We start from the raw sequence: 15,837 nt of genomic DNA on the forward strand, positions 1-15,837 counted from the left end.
GAGACCGCCCCGTGTTTGCCGGGACGGTCTCTTTCGTGTGTGATATGCTAAAAGAAAAGGAGTAACTTCTATGCAGCAATGGTACCATATACTTCCAAAACATACGGGGCTCGGCGCATATATATGGATCGTTTTCTGCGTCCTTCCCTTTTTCTTCATATTCAGATCATCTTCCGTGCTGGAAATTGTGTTCGGTATTCTGATGACCTTCATTTTCTTCCTCTGTTATCGGTGGTCCTTTTCGTCAAATAGTCGTATGATTTACCTCTTCGTCAGTATAGAAATAGCTATAAGCCTCCTTATGACTTTCCTTTTCGGATACGTCTATTTCGCCTTGTTTCTTGCCTACTTTATCGGAAGCATCCGTCACCGCGGAGGGTTTATAGCTCTGTATACGGTCCATTTGATGACTACCTTTATAGCGACGGTGATGACTTTCATTATGCAGATGGATTCTCTGTTTCCCTACCTTCCCTTCGTAACGATTGCTCTTATAGGGGTAGTGCTTCTCCCTTTTACCGTCCGGTACCGGAGAAATCAGGAAATTCTCGAAGACGCCCTTGAAGATGCTAATGAACGTATTTCCCAGCTTGTAGTGACAGAAGAAAGAGAAAGAATAGCAAGAGACCTTCATGATACACTTGGTCAGAAACTGTCTATGATCGGTCTGAAAAGCGAACTGGCCGGAAAGCTCATAGAACAGAAACCGGCCCAGGCGAAAGATGAAATGAGGGACATACACGACACCGCCCGCACAGCATTGAAAGAAGTAAGGGAAATGGTTTCTGACATGAGAGCAGCATCTCTTGAAGATGAATGGATACGTGCCCGGCAAATGATAGAGACAGCCGGAATGACTTTCGAAGAGTCCGGAGCTCCGGGTTCGGTACACCTGCCTCCCCTGATTGAGCACGTACTCAGCATGTGCCTGAAAGAAGCGGTGACGAATGTAACAAGACACAGCAACGCTTCCGTATGTCAAATCGCTATCGACCAGGGAGAAGAAGATACTCTGCTTACCGTTACAGATGACGGAGACGGCTTCAGCAAAGACGAGTATAGTGATGGGAGCGGTCTGAAAGGAATGAAGGAGCGGCTGGAATTTGTCAACGGAACGCTTAAGATTGAACAGAACGCAAAAACTGCCCTGAACTTTTACGTACCGACCATCATTAAGCAGAAGGAGGAACTTTCATGATTCGTATGGTAATCGCAGAGGATCAGCAGATGCTGCTCGGGGCGCTCGCCACGCTTCTTGATCTCGAAGAAGGGATAGAAGTCGTCGGCAAGGCGGGAGACGGGGAAGAACTGCTTCGCCTTGCGCGGGAGCTGAAACCGGATATATGTATGCTCGATATCGAAATGCCGAAAAAGGACGGACTGGACGCTGCCGGAGAATTGAAGGACTTTCCGTGCAGGGTTATTATCCTTACTACGTATGCACGCTCCGGATACTTTCAAAGAGCCAAAAATGCAGGGGTACACGGCTATTTGCTGAAAGACAGTCCAAGTGACGATCTTGCCGCTTCCATCCGCAAAATCCATGAAGGAGCTAAAATTTACGACCCGGAACTGGTCGATCTCGCCTTCACGGATCCGAGCCCCCTCACCGAAAGGGAAAAACAGGTGGTCGCACTTATGTCCGAAGGCAAGAATACGAAAGCTATCGCCGAGTCGCTGTTTATAGCTCCGGCAACCGTAAGGAACTATGTGTCCATCATTCTGGACAAACTGGGCGTAACTAACCGTATCGAAGCTATACAGTACTGCCAGGAGAAAGGATGGATATAAGTCAGTTTCAGTTCCCCCGGAAAGGGAAAGGTAGAGAAAAAGGAGTGAGAAACGATGAGTAAAAGACCAGTCGTCGCCCTGACCGGGGCCAGTGGATACATCGGCCAGAATCTGCTGAAAAAAATCGAGGATAAAGCTGATATTATAGCTCTTTCCCGGAATGGAGATAACTACGAGGACAGTGAGCACATCCAGTGGAGATCCTGTGATCTGTATTCAATGAATGACGCCGAGAAAGCCCTGAAGGGGGCTGATGTAGCCGTTTACCTGGTACACTCCATGATGCCATCGGCAAAGCTTAACCAGGGGTCTTTTGAAGACATGGACGTCATTTTAGCCGATAACTTCGCTCAGGCTGCCAAAAAGAACAATGTAAAAAGAATCGTCTATCTGACCGGTATTGTGCCGAGAGACGGGGAGCCTCTTTCCAGACACTTGCGCAGCCGTCTGGAAGTCGAAAATATACTTCGTGCCTACGGTACTCCCGTCACTGCAATCAGAGCCGGGCTGATTGTAGGTCCGAAAGGCTCTTCTTTTCCGATTCTCGCAAAGCTTGTGAAGCGCCTTCCGATCATGGTGCTGCCAAAATGGACGCGTATGGATACCCAGCCTATTGCACTGCCGGATGTTCTTAACGCCCTCGATGAAGGATTGGAGAACGAAGAGATTTCCAACCGGTCCATCGATGTCGGCGGTCCGGAGGTAATGACTTACTGGGATATGATGTTGAAAACTGCAGCCATAATGGGACGAAAGCCGAAGGCCATACCGGTACCGTTCATCACCGTGAAACTGTCCAGACTGTGGGTAAGTATGGTGACCGGAGCATCGAAAGAAATCGTCTATCCGCTTATCGAAAGCCTTAAACATCCGATGGTCGTACAGAAAGAGAACTATGTGGAGGGTATCAGCGACGGCGAAATTACTTTTGAAGAATCCGCAAAACACGCTCTGGAAAGCGAACGTCAGGAAGGAATACGGCTGAAACTCCCCCAACTCCCATCTTTCAAGCAGGATGTCCGTTCCGTACAGAGAATCATTCTGCCGGAAGGAGAAACGGCGGACAGTACTGCCCTTTACTACGTGGAATGGCTGGAATCGTTATTGAACCCCTGGATCCGCACCACCGTGGACGAAGAACATTGCTGTAAAGTAGGTACCTCATTCAGTTCAAAATCGCTGCTGGAACTTTCCTACTCCAGAGAACGAAGCACGGCGGATCGTGCCCTTTACTATATTACCGGGGGGCTGCTTACAGATTCCGAAAAGAATTCCCGCGGAAGACTCGAATTCAGGAAGATTCCCGAAAAAAATGAGCTTATAGTCGCTATTCATGAATATATGCCTTCGCTTCCGTGGTTCGCCTATAAGTACACCCAGGCTTTTTCGCATCTTATCGTTATGCGTCTGTTCAGCAACCACATGAAAAAGAAAAGCACCGAAACGGTATACAGCGAAAGTACCGACCCTGCAAATGGATAAAAAAAGAACGTGAGAGGTCCTACAGTTGACCTTTCACGTTCTTTCATTTGTGCTCTTTTTCCAGCCATGCGGCCACTTCCTGCAGCCACTCTCTGTCTGTTCGCATCCTTTGCTGAAAATGCTTATGAATATAGTACCCCGCTCCCCTCTCCTGACGGGTCTCCCCCTCCTTCATTTCAATCGATTCTATCCATTTCCTTACAGCTTCTGCCACTGAATTCCGGTCGGAATATCGGACGAATAAAAGAGCCGGGTATACGGTGGTTATCTCCATCTTCTGATCAAGGAACGCATACAGAATCCGATTGGAAAGCTCTTCTTTTCCCTGGTCCGTAATTTCATATACGGTACGGCTCGGGCGTTTCTCCACCTGCTCCTGTTTTATAGCCTTTATATGTCCTCTTTCCGCCGCCCTTTTTATGTTGTGATAAAGATTACCTTCGGTTACGGGGAAGAGTTGATTCCAGTGCTGTTGTTTCATGATCATCTTCATTTCATAAGGGTGCCTCGGGGTCTCCCTCAACAGTCCCAGTATCAGTATCTGCATCGACATATCGGGATTCGCCTCTCTTTGCATTTATCGTTATCAAAAAATAAGCTGCCCTGATTAAGGGCAGCCTGCACTATTACTGTGCTGAAAATCCTCCATCAATAACGAGCTCGGCACCTGTTATATAGTCGGCATCGTCAGAAGCCAGAAACAGGACGGCTCTCGCTATATCTTCCGGTTTTCCGAGTCGTCCGAGCGGAGTAGCCTTCTCAAGCTGTTCGAGCATACCCCCGGATTCTTTCAGATTTTTCGTCATAGGCGTTTCTATAACACCCGGGAATACCGCGTTCACGCGAACCCCCTGTTTCCCATACGTAGTACTGGCAGATTTGGAAATGGCCCGGACCGCTCCTTTAGAAGCGGAATAGCTGTTGAAGCCGAGTCCAATCTGAGCCGTGAAACTTGATATGTTCACAATCGAACCTTTTCCGTTCTCTGCCATGTAAGGAGCCACATGCTTGATCCCTGCGAACGGACCGTAGCTGTTGATACGCATCATCAGTTCCCAATCCTCGACCGTTGTATCATCTGCGGACTTCTCTGTAGTGATACCAGCGTTGTTTACGAGGATATCTATTTTTCCATGCTGGTCTTTGATTTTCTGAACAGCATTCTTCCAGTCCTCATCGGAAGATATATCAAGCTTGACTCCTTCGACGTTCGTTTCCTGACCGACGGCTTTCAAACCTTCCTCATTCACGTCGGCAGCAATGACGAAAGCCCCTTCGTTTTTAAACAAATCCACCATTTCTTTACCCATACCGGATGCTCCCCCGGTAATAATCGCAACTTTACCATCTAATTTACCCATGTTCATTCCTCCTTTATCTATTCTCAATTATAACTCATTTATATACTTTGCGCAGACTATTTGGATTTTCCATGCATATCAATTAACTTCCAGACTCCTGTCTGCTATAATTGTTAACTTATTCGACTCATTATTAAATAGGAAGAAAGAAGGAATTGATATGGCTGACGGTCAAGGACGCCCCGATGTAAACAAAGTCCCGCTGATGATTGTTCTGATTTCAGGAGCGTTCGTAGCGATTCTGAATCAGACACTTTTATCTACTGCTATCCCCCCGATCATGAATGACCTCGGAGTAAGTGCCAACACGGCTCAATGGTTACAGTCGGTTTTCATGCTTGTGAACGGAATTATGATTCCCATCACCGCATTTCTCATTGAACGGTTCACTACCCGCGGTCTGTTTCTTACAGCTGTCGGCACATTCGCGCTCGGAACTCTGGTATGTGCGTTAGCTCCGAACTTTTCGTTTCTGATGGCCGGCCGTGTACTTCAGGCCGGCGGTGCAGGTATTATTATGCCGCTGATGCAGACGATTCTTTTTCTCGTTTTTCCGATTGAAAAACGGGGGACGGCCATGGGGCTGTTCGGTCTCGTCATAGCTTTCGCTCCGGCTATAGGACCTACGCTTTCCGGATACCTCGTGGGGCAGTTCCCGTGGAGAAGCGTATTTTACGTTGTCCTTCCTATCGCAATTATTGATATAATTGTCGCTTACTTTATCCTGAAAAACGTCACAACGCGGACATTCCCTAAAATTGATGCTCTCTCCATCGCCCTGTCCACACTCGGGTTCGGGGGACTTCTCTACGGTTTCAGTACAGCAGGAAACGTCGGTGGCTGGCTCGTTCCGCAGGTATATATTCCAATCATTGTCGGTGCCATCACCCTTACATTGTTCATTCAACGTCAGATGAAACTCGAACAGCCGATTTTGGAGTTCAGGATTTTCAAATATGGGGTCTTCACTCTTACAACCGCTCTCGGCATGGTAGTATTCATGTCCATGATAGGCGGGGCCGTCATTTTGCCTATTCTGATGCAGAATATGCTTGGATTCTCCCCGCTCGAGTCCGGGCTAATGCTGCTTCCCGGCGCGGTTCTGATGGGGATAATGAACCCGGTGACCGGACGCCTTTTCGACAAGTTCGGGGCCAGATGGCTTGCGATCATCGGGCTCGGGATTTTAACCGTCACGAATTTTCTTTTCACTTCGCTTACAACTGAAACGACATTCGCCTATTTGGCAATCGTCAACTCAGCCCGTATGTTCGGTATTGCTATGGTAATGATGCCCGTAACGACTGCCGGACTTAACCAGCTCCCCGATAAACTGATGCCACACGGTACAGCCATGAATAATACGATGCGGCAGATCTCCGGAGCTGTCGGTACGGGGCTGCTGGTGTCCGTCATGTCCAGTGGTGCGATTCCCCGGGAAGGCGCTGCCGGCATGGTGAACGGGGTCAATAGTGCCTTCATCGTTGCAGGAGCACTTTCCTTATTCGGTTTCATTCTCGCTTTCTTTATCAGGAGCAGAAAAAGAACTGCAGCTGCAGCCTGAGTAATTTAAAAAGAATAACTAGCAAAAAGCCCCTTGGGACCCGGTCACTTCCGGTTTTCAAGGGGCTTTTCATGCCGGAATAAGCACAAAAGAATCCAGTCAGTTTTCCAGTTTGCGGGATAACGGATATACCCCGAGACTCTGAATAATCAGTGATAGTACTACAACCGAGAAACTGATGGATAACAGCATCTCGCTCCCGTCCGGGCTTTTCGCATGGAGACTCAAAATCAGAAATACGGACATCGTCCCCCTGATTCCTGCCCAGGACACGAGAAAAGCCTGTCTGTTTTTATCAAGCGACCGATGATTATGGAATATCGCCAGCACACTCGTCACTATTAAGTAACGGATGACGATAGAGGCGAGAAAAATGATGATTGCCATAGCCCAGTTTGCGGAAGTGAGATACGGCGTCGCCGTAATTCCGATGAGCAGAAAAACGAGAGCAAGCAGGGACGGTTCCACGACATTCCAGAAACCGGACAGTGCTTCTCTATAATGTTCCTCCCGGTTCATATGCTCGAATTCATAACTCAGCATAATACCGGCAGCCACTGTTCCGAGTACTCCGGAGAATCCGATATGTTCAGCCGTCTGGAATGACCCATAAGCGATAATGATGCTGAGCATCACCTGATAATCGTGATGATGGGTTATATGTACGGCTTTTGAACAGAGCCACCCGAATGCTATTCCCACGGCCACTCCACCGAGCGATACGTATAAAAATTCTCCGATAAAACCGGTGAGCTGAAAGGAATTTTCACCCAGGTACATACCGCTCAAAACTGTGAACAGCACGATGCTCGTTCCATCGTTGATCATCGATTCCCCGTCCACCACTTCGGCAATCTGCTCGTCGGCCGCTTCTTCCAGAACGGAGACAGCGGAAACAGGATCAGTCGGGGTCAGAATCGAAGCGATAACCATGGCGCCGAGAAAAGAAATGCTGCCGAACCATCCTCCGATCATGTACGTCAGCAGACCCAGCAGAAGCGCCGTGGCCATCAGGCCGAGGGTACTTAGCGTAGCCAGCACAGCTCCATGCCTTTTTATAGCTTTGGCTGAATATTTATAGGCGGAAACGAACAGTATCCCCGGAAGGAAGATTTCATAAATCATCTTCTCCGTAACTTCCACCGTAGAAAAATATGGCACAAATGATAGTCCTATGCCAACTACGAGAAGCACTACCGGGATCGGCAGACTCTTTTTTTTCTTATCGATGGTAAAAACGACATATCCTATTAACAAAAGAAGCACTACTTGAGTAACGCTCATCTTCCCTCCCCCTTTCATCTACAATAGTGAATACCTCTTTTTCCTTTTCAAAAAACAAAATCGTCTGTTTTGACACAAAAACTTTTTTCCGCTATTGTAATGCAGAGTAAATAAATCAGAATTAAGTTGAAGGAGGAACAGCGTGAAAAAACTCTGGAATTTATATATACATGCTTCGCTCATTAAAAAAATCACGGTGGCTCTGGTAATCGGCATCATTCTGGGACTGCTTCTCGGTGATAAAGCAAGTGCCCTCGCCCCTTTCGGCGACCTTATGCTGCGTCTGTTGCAATTCATCATTATCCCCCTTATTCTTTTCACACTGATCGTAGGGGTGAATCAGACGAATATCGGAAACCTCGGCCGCATGGGCGGGAAAGTGTTTCTATACTATCTCGGGACTTCGGCTCTCGCCATCATCATCGGGACTTCTGTCGCCAGTCTTTTCGACCCCGGCACAGGTCTTTCTTTAAGCGGAAACGAGTCCTTTGAAGTGCCTGAGGATCCGGGGGTCACGGAGGTAATCCTCAGTATTGTGCCGGATAATATAGTGAAAGCATTCGTCGAAATGAACCTGCTCGGCATCATTTTCACTGCTTTCGCTTTCGGAATTGCCATAACTTATATGCGAAGCACAGAAAAATTCGGCGAGAAAGCCGAAAAACTGTATGATCTTATCGATACGTTGAACGAACTGACTTTGACAGTGATGAAAGGGATCCTTCAGTATATCCCGGTCGGTATTGCAGCTATAATCGCAGGGATCGTTGGAGAACAGGGCGCTGATACCCTTCAGGAACTCGGTGGTTTCATCGGAGTCCTTTACATCGCCCTGCTCGTCCAGCTCGTTATTTATGTCGGTATTCTCCTGCTCACTAAAACGAAACTCGGCCACTTCTTCGGGGAGGCGAGGACGCCCATGGTTACCGCTTTCGTCACTCAGAGTTCTTCCGGAACACTGCCGGTTACCCTTCATGCTGCGAACCGGCTGAAGCTGAACAAAAGCCTTTACGGTTTCAGCCTTCCGCTCGGCGCGACCATCAACATGGACGGGGCGGCTATACGGATAGCCGTTTCGGCAGTATTTGCAGCAAACGTCATCGGTGATCCGCTTAGCTTTGTCAGCGTGCTGCAAGTAGTGATCGTCGGCACGCTCGCTTCGGTGGGGACTGCCGGGGTGCCCGGTGCCGGTATCATCATGATCGCTACCGTCTTCTCCCAGGTGGGACTTCCGATGGAAGCTGTAGCTCTTCTTACTGCAGTAGACGTCTTCGTAGGCATGGGAGCTACTGCCCTTAACGTGACAGGAGACCTCGTCGGTACAAACGTCATCAGCAAAACAGAGAAACGGGCCTCCTGAATGTGTTAAAATGAACGCGGGAAAACTAATCCCCTTTTTAATACAGACATAAAGGAGGGTTTGCATGGCTTTTGTCATTACTGCCCCGTGTGAACAGGAGAAATCCGGAGAATGCGTAGACGTATGTCCGGTGGATTGTATAGAAGAAGGTAAAGACATGTTTTATATCGATCCGGAGATTTGTATCGACTGCGGCGCCTGCGAAGCAGTCTGCCCGGTAGAGGCGATTTATTACGAAGAGGACCTTATCGACGAAGACATGCCTTATGTGGAAAAAGCGAAAGAATTCTTCAATCAGAAATAGAAAAGCGGACCGCAAATCAAAACTTAGTTTGCGGTCCGCTTTTTTTATTATTCATCCAGCTGTCTGTCTTTCCTGAAAAAAATGAGATACATTATTTCCACGAGACCGACAGTGTTCACAATCAGCAAGCTGAGAAACCATGGCAGCTGTCTGTTACGGGCTGCGTGCCAGAGTGCTATTCCCTTCCAGATAATCGACCACACGATTACGAAGAACAGCAGCGGGCTTTTAAAATTGAAACTGCCATTTTCCTTTTCCATTCTTCCTCCTCCTTTTTCCACGCACTTCAAACCTTTGGAAGATTGTTTATGAAAAGCAGTTCCATCGAAATAAATCAGGACGGAACTGCTCTTCTCACTGATGTTATTGTAACCCATCGATCACTTCGTCACGGGAATTCTTCCAAAGTTCCCCGTGCTCTTCTTTCAGGTAGTCGACGAGGATCCGCTTCGACTTTTCATCCATGTGTTCGACCAGAACTTTCCCTTTCAGCGACTTATCCAGGTTATTGACGTGCTCCGGCATCGACTTATACCCGGGCTTGATCCGTCTTTCCTCCGTCGATACCTGCACTTCGCAGGCACCGATGCCGTAAATATAAGGGCCTTCCTGCGCTACCTGGGTCGCTACCCAGACGATCCAGTACAGATTCGGTTCCACAAGCGGTTCCTTATCCGGTTTAAAACGGACCTTTTTCTCTATTTTACTCCGGGCATGCAGGGCATCCATATCAATGTACGCTTCTTCTTTCTGAGGGTCGACAATAACCGGAGAAATGTTATCGAGGTTGATTGTTCCCACCCCGTAACTGCCATCTCCACCTGTAGAATCACCGCTCAGTATATTAAACTGGTTTTTTTTCTCATCAGCCATAATATAACCTCCCTCATCTCGCTATGTTTCTTCCATTATATCGCAGACAGAGAGGGAACAAAAGGGAAGCTGTCTTCTGGAAAAGAAAAACAGGCGGACCCTTCGGGGAAAGGGCCGCCTGTTTTTTTATTAGTTAAAAGGAGAGGGGGGGATGATGGTCTGTCTTTATGAGTATGATTATATCTCCTCTTCCGCTTTCCTGCAAAAGCTCCTGCAACGCTTATACAACTGTATGCCCGGAGTACACTCCCCGCACCCCTTTTTTTATACGTAAGCACATAAAATTATGAATATATGCATAATTTTATTTTATTATTCCCGTCGCCCGGTAATTCTCTATCTCACTTTCGATGAATTTAAGCAGGTTTTTCTTCTGCTGGAGTTCTATAATCGTTCTCGTTTTTTCCCAGTAACGCAAGCCTTCTTCTTCGTTCCCGAGCAACAATAGATTACGGCCGAGCTGATAGTGGAATTCTGCAAACAGAAACATATCCTCCTCGGATAAGCAGAGAGCCAGTCCTTTCTCGCAATAACCTGCCGAAAGTTTGTATTCCCCGAGATCCGAGTGAACTTTGGAGAGGTTGTAATACACTTTCCTTACAATCCTCTCTTTTTTCAGTGAAGCCATCCGCTTAAGGATACGCAGGGCTTTCTCCAGGTAATAGACGGCTTCCTTAAGCTCCCCTTCATTTCTTTTTATGATACCGATACTATTCAGGACGTTCATATCAAGTTCAGTAATCAATAAATCGAGGTCTCCATTCGACAGACAATCCATGAAGAGAGACACTGCCCCTGCAGCGTCTTTGTGAAGATGGTAAACAGTCATCGCTTTATGCCATTTCAGGTATTTGTGGCGGTGCCCTTTCTGGAGGAGCGGGTTTTTCGATTCCTGGTCCACGATCTCCTCAATAAGACTGTAGTCGCGGTCACGTCTCGCTTCCTCCAGCAATTCTTTTACTTCCTGAAAATAATCTTCTCTTTCCTTCGAATGTTCATCAAGAAAATAATTGATATCTACGTCAAACTTTTTAGAAATCGCCCACAGCATCTGGTAGGAAGGCTCATTCAATCCCCGTTCTATTCTACTTATTTCCGATTGGGAACAGACTTTATTAGCCAGAAAAGCCTGGGACATTCCGGTCTGTTTTCTCAGTTCACGTATCTTTTCTCCTGTATTTTCATACATACTGCCACCCCTCCTTTCTTATGCAAAAATGCATAATTTCATTAAAAAAATAAGATTGTTCCTCTAAGTACATTTATTCACGGCAGAAGACCCCATTTTTCCCTTCGGAACGAGTTTTATATTATCTACTATACCGTATTATAATTACTTTCAAAAGAGGTGGTGAATACGTGTCCAGGAAGCTTTCAGTTTTCATCGTGACGATGCTGCTGGTTTTAGGTTCTGCAAGTGCAGTGACTGCTAAAGAGACTACGTATGAAATATCAGCCAAACCTGTAATACAAGCTGATTTCCCCGATCAGCATTAACATTGATTCACCAGTAGATTTCAGCCGCTGGCTTCTCCCCGGAAGCCGGCGGTTTTTTTGCCTTCTTTCGGATATAACACTCAAAAGAACCGATTATTTCCCGGGTAATACCAGGGAACTTATTTTCACAAACAAAAAACCGCCTGAAAATCAGACGGATTCTTTTACTGCAATCAATTGTATAACATGGCCAAGACCCGTATGCCTTGCACCTTCTACGCGATTCGCTTCCCCATAATAAAAATGAAGGATTTTATCGTCGCGGAACCATTCGAGCATATCTTCAGGCCGGTACATCGCTTCTCTCGTCGGCGGCCCTCCGGTTTTGTAGTTTATTTGTTCTTCCGAGTACACTTCAATGAGGATAGCGCCACCGGTTTTTACCGAGTCACGGACGTTTGCCATCAGGAAAGACTGATCTTCTTTCGGCACGTGACCGAATACCATAACGGCTCCGTCGTAAATATTTTCACCTGTCTTTTCCTGCGTAAGGTCTTTATGGAGACCCTCCACGTAGACTTCCCGTTCGTCAGCGAGGCGCTTCATCTTCTCAATACCGACTTCGGAATTATCGTAAGCCGTTACCGGATGTCCCTCTTCGGCTAAGAACACGGCATTCCTGCCTTCTCCCTCTGCAAAACAGCCGATGTGACCGCCTTCTTCGATATAATCATAGTGGTTTTTAATGAATTCATTCACCTCTGTACCGTAAATAAACTCACTTTCATTAAAACGTTGATCCCAATCTGTCATTTTTCATCCCTCCTGGTCCACCGTACCACTTCTCAAAACGGGAAAACGAACAATTTGATCGTCAGACTGCATTTTCCATTTTTTCGTGAAGATCCGGACGTTTATGAAACAGTTGAAAAACAGCTGCCCAGAGGATCGTCAGTACGAGGGACAGGATGCCCAGTATGAAAAGTATTTCCCCCGGAGCAACGCTTCCCGTAAAATCGAACATCGCTTCTCTCATCCCTTTGATACTGTACGTCATCGGTGAAAATTCATGAAGTTTCTGGAATATAGCGGACGAAACTTTGATCGGGAAAGTGCCTGCGCTCGTACCGATCTGAAATACGAGGAATAACACCGCAAGGAACCGGCCTATATTTCCGAGTGAAGAAACGAGAAGAGTAATTCCCATCATGAACGTAAGAGAAGTGAGAACTGTCATATTATAAAACAGAAGTCTATCCCCTATTTCTACATGCATAAAGAAGTCAAGGACCAGCGCGGCGATCAGCGCCTGCATGATAGCCTGCATCGTTACTACACTCAGTTTCCCGGTCCATCCTCTCATACCTTCACGAAGTGTATCATTCATGCTGTAAAATACGTGAAAGGCGATAGCGCCGATGAAAAGACTGATACTCAAAATATAAGGAGTAAATCCTGAACCGTAGTTCTCCACTTCCGTCATCGATTCTTCGTTAATAGAGATCGGGTTTAAGAACTGAGAGGTGTTTCCCTCTTTCAGGTTCAGTGATCCTGCCTCCTCGAGTGCCGAACTTTGCGCTTCTTTCAGTTGACCTATCCCTTTTTCCAGTTCAGCGATGGCTTTATTCAGCTCCCCCGCCTGCGCACCGGCAGCCGGTGCCTGAGCCTGCAGATTATCGGCGAGTCCGGCACTTGCTTCTTTTAGCTGAGCCAGCTTCTCCTCCATCGCTGCGAGTTTCTCCTCATTTTGTGAATAACCCTCTTTCATATCATTGATAGCCGTCGTCCAGGCCTCCGTGTAGGAAGACTGCAGCTGACCGGATACTTCTTCTGTCACTTTTTCACTGCCGCGCCCGGCGATGATTTCACCGGTCATGCTGTAGCCCGGATTCGTTTCGTACGTAATTTCCGGTTTCTCGGGTTTCTCATCGAAAACTGTGACCGCCTTCTGTGAAAAGGATTCGGGTATCGTTACCACGAGAAAATAGTCTCCGTTCTTCAATCCCTCGGCCGCTTCTTTTTGCGATGGAAAATGCCAGTCGAACTTCTCGTTGTCACGTAAGTTTTCAACTGTATCCGCACCTACTGCTACTTCTTCCCCTTCAAAATCGGCCGCCTCGTCCTCATTCACTACAGCAACCGGCAGTTGTTCCGTATTACCGTAAGGGTCCCACATAGAACCTACGAATACGGAAGTATAAATGATGGGTATACACTGGATAATGAAAAGTACCACCAGTATCTTTGGACTCGCTAAAATTTTCTTCCATTCTTTCTTCATTTTTCATCCTCTTCTTTCTTAAAACGTTTACTGATACGGAATAGTTTCCCGTAAAGGTCTTCCAATTCTTCCTCGGTAAATTCACCCGCAAAGAGGGTTCTCCACCGGGTTACGTTAATAGCTTCAATCCGTTCTACAATTTCGTGGCCCTTTTCTGTCACAGCCACGTATTTACTTTTATGATCCGGCCCCTTTCTGTATTCGAGATACCCCCCTTCCACCAGCTTTTTCACTTTGTTCGATACCCCGGTTTTATGCACGCCCAGGATTTCTGCTATCTCTTTCATCGTAGTTTCCGGATAGCTGTCGATCACTTTGATAAGCTGCGTCTGTTCCCTCGAGAAATGTTTCAATTCTTCGTCTTCTTTCAGGGAGTGGGTCACCTGCTCCGAACCGTGCAAATAAATATCATAGATAGATTCGTATACCTGTCTGATAAGTTCTTCTCTCATACTTTCACCTCAATAGTATATGGGCTAAACCAATAGTCAGTTTACCCCTTAAACTATGATAAGTCAAGAAAGAAAAGCGGAAACTTCCGGGTAGAAGCGCTGGCGTAAGCAGGAGGCTTACTTTTCGGGCGTCTTTACCCGAAAATAAGGGTACTGCTTAGGACACGAGCTTCTGGAAGTTGCAGCTAGACAAGAAAAGCGGACCCATTCGTCCAGAAGTTCTAAGATAAGCAGGCGCTCCGGACTTCGGGTGCCTTATCCCGAAACAGGAGGGACAGCTTATCTTACGGACTTCTGAATGGCGGAGCTGGATAAGAAAAGTGAAAGCGTCCGATTAGAAATGAGGGCACAAGCAGACCGGTCATGTGAAAGGTGACCTTTGCTTTCACTGATCCGAGTTGCTTGTGACGTGAATTTCTGGACGCTGCAGCTGGACAAAGAAAAGCGGAGCCGCCCGGGTAGAAGTTCCGGGATAAGCAAGAGTTTCGCTTTTCAGGGGCTTTATCCTGAAAAAGAAGCCATTGCTTAGACCGCGGACTTCTGGGTGGTGGAGCTGGACAAGAAAAGCGGAAGCGTCCGATTTAGAAGTAACAAAAAAATGCAAAAAAACAACGACGACCGAACTTCAAATGGTTCGATCGCCGTCGTCTTTACTACCAATAGATAAATCACTCGATTCCTTCAATTTCCCTTATATCTTCTTCAGGCTTTTGCGATACGTCTTCCCCTCCGAAGAATTCTTTGGAAAGTTCGGTCAGCGTTCCGTCTTTCCTCATTTCATCCAGCGCACCATCGATTTTATCCCGGAAAGTATGTGCGCCTTCCTCGATAACCGCGCGCTGATTGTTCGTGTGGAATTTCAAATCCGGGTGCATGGTCACATCCAGTTGTGGCAAAGATTCTAGTGCCAGCCGTTGTAAATAATAGTCATTGATGATCACATCCGTCCGCCCTACGTCCACATCCCGCAAATAAACATCATTCGTCACGTTTCCATACGTTTTCAGTTCAGCACCGAATTTTTCAGCAATGTCACTGTAGACGGTAGTAGCTGCTCCTCCGGCCACTTTCCCTTCAAGGTCCTCCAGGGAGTCATAGGACTCCACATCTTCCTCCCGGACAATCATAGTTGCATAGGAATATTTATAAGGCTCACTATAGGAGTACTTATCTTTGATTTCTTCCCTCATACCGGCAGGCGCCACGTCCACTCTTCCTGAGGTAAGAGAGGCGAACATACTGTCGAAATCCATCTCTTCAAATACAATTTCAAGATCAAGCCGTTTTCCGATCTCCCTCATCACTTCGACGTCGTAACCGGTAAGTTTATCCGAATCCTCCGGATAATAAGAAGCCGGATACAGTGTTCCGGGGGTAGCTACTACGATTTCCCCCTCTTCCTGGATCTCTCTCCACGTCTCTCCTTTTTCTTCCGACTTCGTTTCGGAAGACCCGCACGCTGCGAGAACTGTCGCAGTGATTGCCGCAATCAAGCCTGCTTTTACCTTTTTCACTATGTACCCTCTCCCGTCCCGGATCTCTTTTCATCCGTTTCTCTCGAATAGTACAATAAAGTAAGTTGACTTATTTGTCAAAATGAGTAAAATATTCCTTATATTTTAAATGATCCAGTACAAAAAAAGCCGCA

The 15,837-nt window shown here is 47.0% G+C and carries 17 protein-coding genes; 7 read left to right on the plus strand and 10 right to left on the minus strand.

What is annotated here, in order from left to right; genetic code table 11:
- Window positions 1-70 precede the first annotated feature (70 nt).
- The 3 genes from BLU03_RS07425 to BLU03_RS07435 are packed head-to-tail and all read left to right on the plus strand — an operon-like array spanning window position 71 to window position 3,273.
- Window positions 71-1,198 carry a sensor histidine kinase gene (locus BLU03_RS07425; protein WP_093106808.1) on the plus strand — a complete coding sequence of 376 codons (1,128 nt, stop codon included), beginning with the start codon at window positions 71-73 and terminating at the stop codon, window positions 1,196-1,198.
- Entirely contained in the window at window positions 1,195-1,791 is a 597-nt protein-coding gene (locus tag BLU03_RS07430) for a response regulator transcription factor (protein WP_076572060.1), read from the plus strand. Before BLU03_RS07425 ends, BLU03_RS07430 begins: the two co-directional genes overlap by 4 nt.
- Window positions 1,792-1,845: 54 nt before the next feature.
- Window positions 1,846-3,273, plus strand: coding sequence for an NAD(P)H-binding protein (locus tag BLU03_RS07435; RefSeq protein ID WP_093106810.1), 1,428 nt, complete (start codon window positions 1,846-1,848; stop codon window positions 3,271-3,273).
- 43 nt (window positions 3,274-3,316) lie between these two features.
- Here the strand turns inward: BLU03_RS07435 and BLU03_RS07440 are convergent, their stop codons facing one another.
- Both BLU03_RS07440 and BLU03_RS07445 read right to left on the minus strand, forming a co-directional pair.
- The gene (locus BLU03_RS07440; RefSeq protein ID WP_176765436.1) at window positions 3,317-3,826 is read right to left on the minus strand and encodes a PadR family transcriptional regulator; all 510 of its coding nucleotides are present in this window, start codon (window positions 3,824-3,826) and stop codon (window positions 3,317-3,319) included.
- A gap of 73 nt (window positions 3,827-3,899) precedes the next feature.
- A complete protein-coding gene (locus BLU03_RS07445) occupies window positions 3,900-4,634 on the minus strand; it encodes an SDR family NAD(P)-dependent oxidoreductase (protein WP_093106816.1) in 735 nt (244 codons plus the stop codon).
- Window positions 4,635-4,794: 160 nt separating this feature from the next.
- Between BLU03_RS07445 and BLU03_RS07450 the strand changes: the two genes are divergently transcribed.
- Window positions 4,795-6,198, plus strand: coding sequence for a DHA2 family efflux MFS transporter permease subunit (locus tag BLU03_RS07450; RefSeq protein WP_093106818.1), 1,404 nt, complete (start codon window positions 4,795-4,797; stop codon window positions 6,196-6,198).
- A 99-nt stretch (window positions 6,199-6,297) separates the two neighbouring features.
- Here BLU03_RS07450 and BLU03_RS07455 read toward each other — a convergent pair whose 3' ends face one another.
- Complete coding sequence (locus BLU03_RS07455; protein ID WP_093106821.1) at window positions 6,298-7,482, minus strand: cation:proton antiporter; 1,185 nt, start codon at window positions 7,480-7,482, stop codon at window positions 6,298-6,300.
- Window positions 7,483-7,624: 142 nt separating this feature from the next.
- Between BLU03_RS07455 and BLU03_RS07460 the strand changes: the two genes are divergently transcribed.
- Window positions 7,625-8,842, plus strand: coding sequence for a dicarboxylate/amino acid:cation symporter (locus tag BLU03_RS07460; protein ID WP_093106824.1), 1,218 nt, complete (start codon window positions 7,625-7,627; stop codon window positions 8,840-8,842).
- A 64-nt stretch (window positions 8,843-8,906) separates the two neighbouring features.
- The gene (locus BLU03_RS07465; RefSeq protein ID WP_093106826.1) at window positions 8,907-9,146 is read left to right on the plus strand and encodes an indolepyruvate ferredoxin oxidoreductase subunit alpha; all 240 of its coding nucleotides are present in this window, start codon (window positions 8,907-8,909) and stop codon (window positions 9,144-9,146) included.
- 47 nt (window positions 9,147-9,193) lie between these two features.
- Here BLU03_RS07465 and BLU03_RS07470 read toward each other — a convergent pair whose 3' ends face one another.
- From BLU03_RS07470 to BLU03_RS07480, 3 genes are all read right to left on the minus strand, one after another.
- On the minus strand, window positions 9,194-9,406 hold the full coding sequence (locus BLU03_RS07470; RefSeq protein ID WP_093106987.1) for a DUF5652 family protein: 213 nt from the start codon (window positions 9,404-9,406) through the stop codon (window positions 9,194-9,196).
- Window positions 9,407-9,509: 103 nt separating this feature from the next.
- Complete coding sequence (locus BLU03_RS07475; protein WP_076572068.1) at window positions 9,510-10,019, minus strand: YwhD family protein; 510 nt, start codon at window positions 10,017-10,019, stop codon at window positions 9,510-9,512.
- Between the two features lie 304 nt (window positions 10,020-10,323).
- Entirely contained in the window at window positions 10,324-11,208 is an 885-nt protein-coding gene (locus BLU03_RS07480; protein WP_093106829.1) for a helix-turn-helix domain-containing protein, read from the minus strand.
- A 170-nt stretch (window positions 11,209-11,378) separates the two neighbouring features.
- On the opposite strand from BLU03_RS07480, the gene BLU03_RS13670 reads away from it, so the two are divergent.
- The gene (locus BLU03_RS13670) at window positions 11,379-11,516 is read left to right on the plus strand and encodes a hypothetical protein (RefSeq protein ID WP_176765437.1); all 138 of its coding nucleotides are present in this window, start codon (window positions 11,379-11,381) and stop codon (window positions 11,514-11,516) included.
- A 150-nt stretch (window positions 11,517-11,666) separates the two neighbouring features.
- Here the strand turns inward: BLU03_RS13670 and BLU03_RS07485 are convergent, their stop codons facing one another.
- From BLU03_RS07485 to BLU03_RS07500, 4 genes are all read right to left on the minus strand, one after another.
- Entirely contained in the window at window positions 11,667-12,269 is a 603-nt protein-coding gene (locus BLU03_RS07485; RefSeq protein WP_093106832.1) for a class I SAM-dependent methyltransferase, read from the minus strand.
- 61 nt (window positions 12,270-12,330) lie between these two features.
- A complete protein-coding gene (locus BLU03_RS07490; RefSeq protein WP_093106834.1) occupies window positions 12,331-13,737 on the minus strand; it encodes a YhgE/Pip domain-containing protein in 1,407 nt (468 codons plus the stop codon).
- Window positions 13,734-14,189, minus strand: a complete 456-nt coding sequence (locus BLU03_RS07495; RefSeq protein WP_093106837.1) for a MarR family winged helix-turn-helix transcriptional regulator — start codon at window positions 14,187-14,189, stop codon at window positions 13,734-13,736. Before BLU03_RS07495 ends, BLU03_RS07490 begins: the two co-directional genes overlap by 4 nt.
- Window positions 14,190-14,857: 668 nt before the next feature.
- The gene (locus tag BLU03_RS07500; RefSeq protein ID WP_093106839.1) at window positions 14,858-15,703 is read right to left on the minus strand and encodes a transporter substrate-binding domain-containing protein; all 846 of its coding nucleotides are present in this window, start codon (window positions 15,701-15,703) and stop codon (window positions 14,858-14,860) included.
- Window positions 15,704-15,837 lie beyond the last annotated feature (134 nt).

The sequence above is a fragment of the Salimicrobium album genome (genome assembly GCF_900107115.1).
Taxonomy (GTDB): Bacteria; Bacillota; Bacilli; order Bacillales; family Halobacillaceae; genus Salimicrobium; species Salimicrobium album.

What these genes read in the sequence shown, in the direction of transcription:
- BLU03_RS07425 (WP_093106808.1), top strand. Translation starts at nt 71, where the DNA reads ATGCAGCAATGGTACCATATACTTCCAAAACATACGGGGCTCGGCGCA.
- BLU03_RS07455 (WP_093106821.1), bottom strand. Translation starts at nt 7,482, where the DNA reads ATGAGCGTTACTCAAGTAGTGCTTCTTTTGTTAATAGGATATGTCGTT.
- BLU03_RS07440 (WP_176765436.1), bottom strand. Translation starts at nt 3,826, where the DNA reads ATGTCGATGCAGATACTGATACTGGGACTGTTGAGGGAGACCCCGAGG.
- BLU03_RS07485 (WP_093106832.1), bottom strand. Translation starts at nt 12,269, where the DNA reads ATGACAGATTGGGATCAACGTTTTAATGAAAGTGAGTTTATTTACGGT.
- BLU03_RS07450 (WP_093106818.1), top strand. Translation starts at nt 4,795, where the DNA reads ATGGCTGACGGTCAAGGACGCCCCGATGTAAACAAAGTCCCGCTGATG.
- BLU03_RS07435 (WP_093106810.1), top strand. Translation starts at nt 1,846, where the DNA reads ATGAGTAAAAGACCAGTCGTCGCCCTGACCGGGGCCAGTGGATACATC.
- BLU03_RS07430 (WP_076572060.1), top strand. Translation starts at nt 1,195, where the DNA reads ATGATTCGTATGGTAATCGCAGAGGATCAGCAGATGCTGCTCGGGGCG.
- BLU03_RS07495 (WP_093106837.1), bottom strand. Translation starts at nt 14,189, where the DNA reads ATGAGAGAAGAACTTATCAGACAGGTATACGAATCTATCTATGATATT.
- BLU03_RS07480 (WP_093106829.1), bottom strand. Translation starts at nt 11,208, where the DNA reads ATGTATGAAAATACAGGAGAAAAGATACGTGAACTGAGAAAACAGACC.
- BLU03_RS07465 (WP_093106826.1), top strand. Translation starts at nt 8,907, where the DNA reads ATGGCTTTTGTCATTACTGCCCCGTGTGAACAGGAGAAATCCGGAGAA.
- BLU03_RS07470 (WP_093106987.1), bottom strand. Translation starts at nt 9,406, where the DNA reads ATGGAAAAGGAAAATGGCAGTTTCAATTTTAAAAGCCCGCTGCTGTTC.
- BLU03_RS07475 (WP_076572068.1), bottom strand. Translation starts at nt 10,019, where the DNA reads ATGGCTGATGAGAAAAAAAACCAGTTTAATATACTGAGCGGTGATTCT.
- BLU03_RS07490 (WP_093106834.1), bottom strand. Translation starts at nt 13,737, where the DNA reads ATGAAGAAAGAATGGAAGAAAATTTTAGCGAGTCCAAAGATACTGGTG.
- BLU03_RS07445 (WP_093106816.1), bottom strand. Translation starts at nt 4,634, where the DNA reads ATGGGTAAATTAGATGGTAAAGTTGCGATTATTACCGGGGGAGCATCC.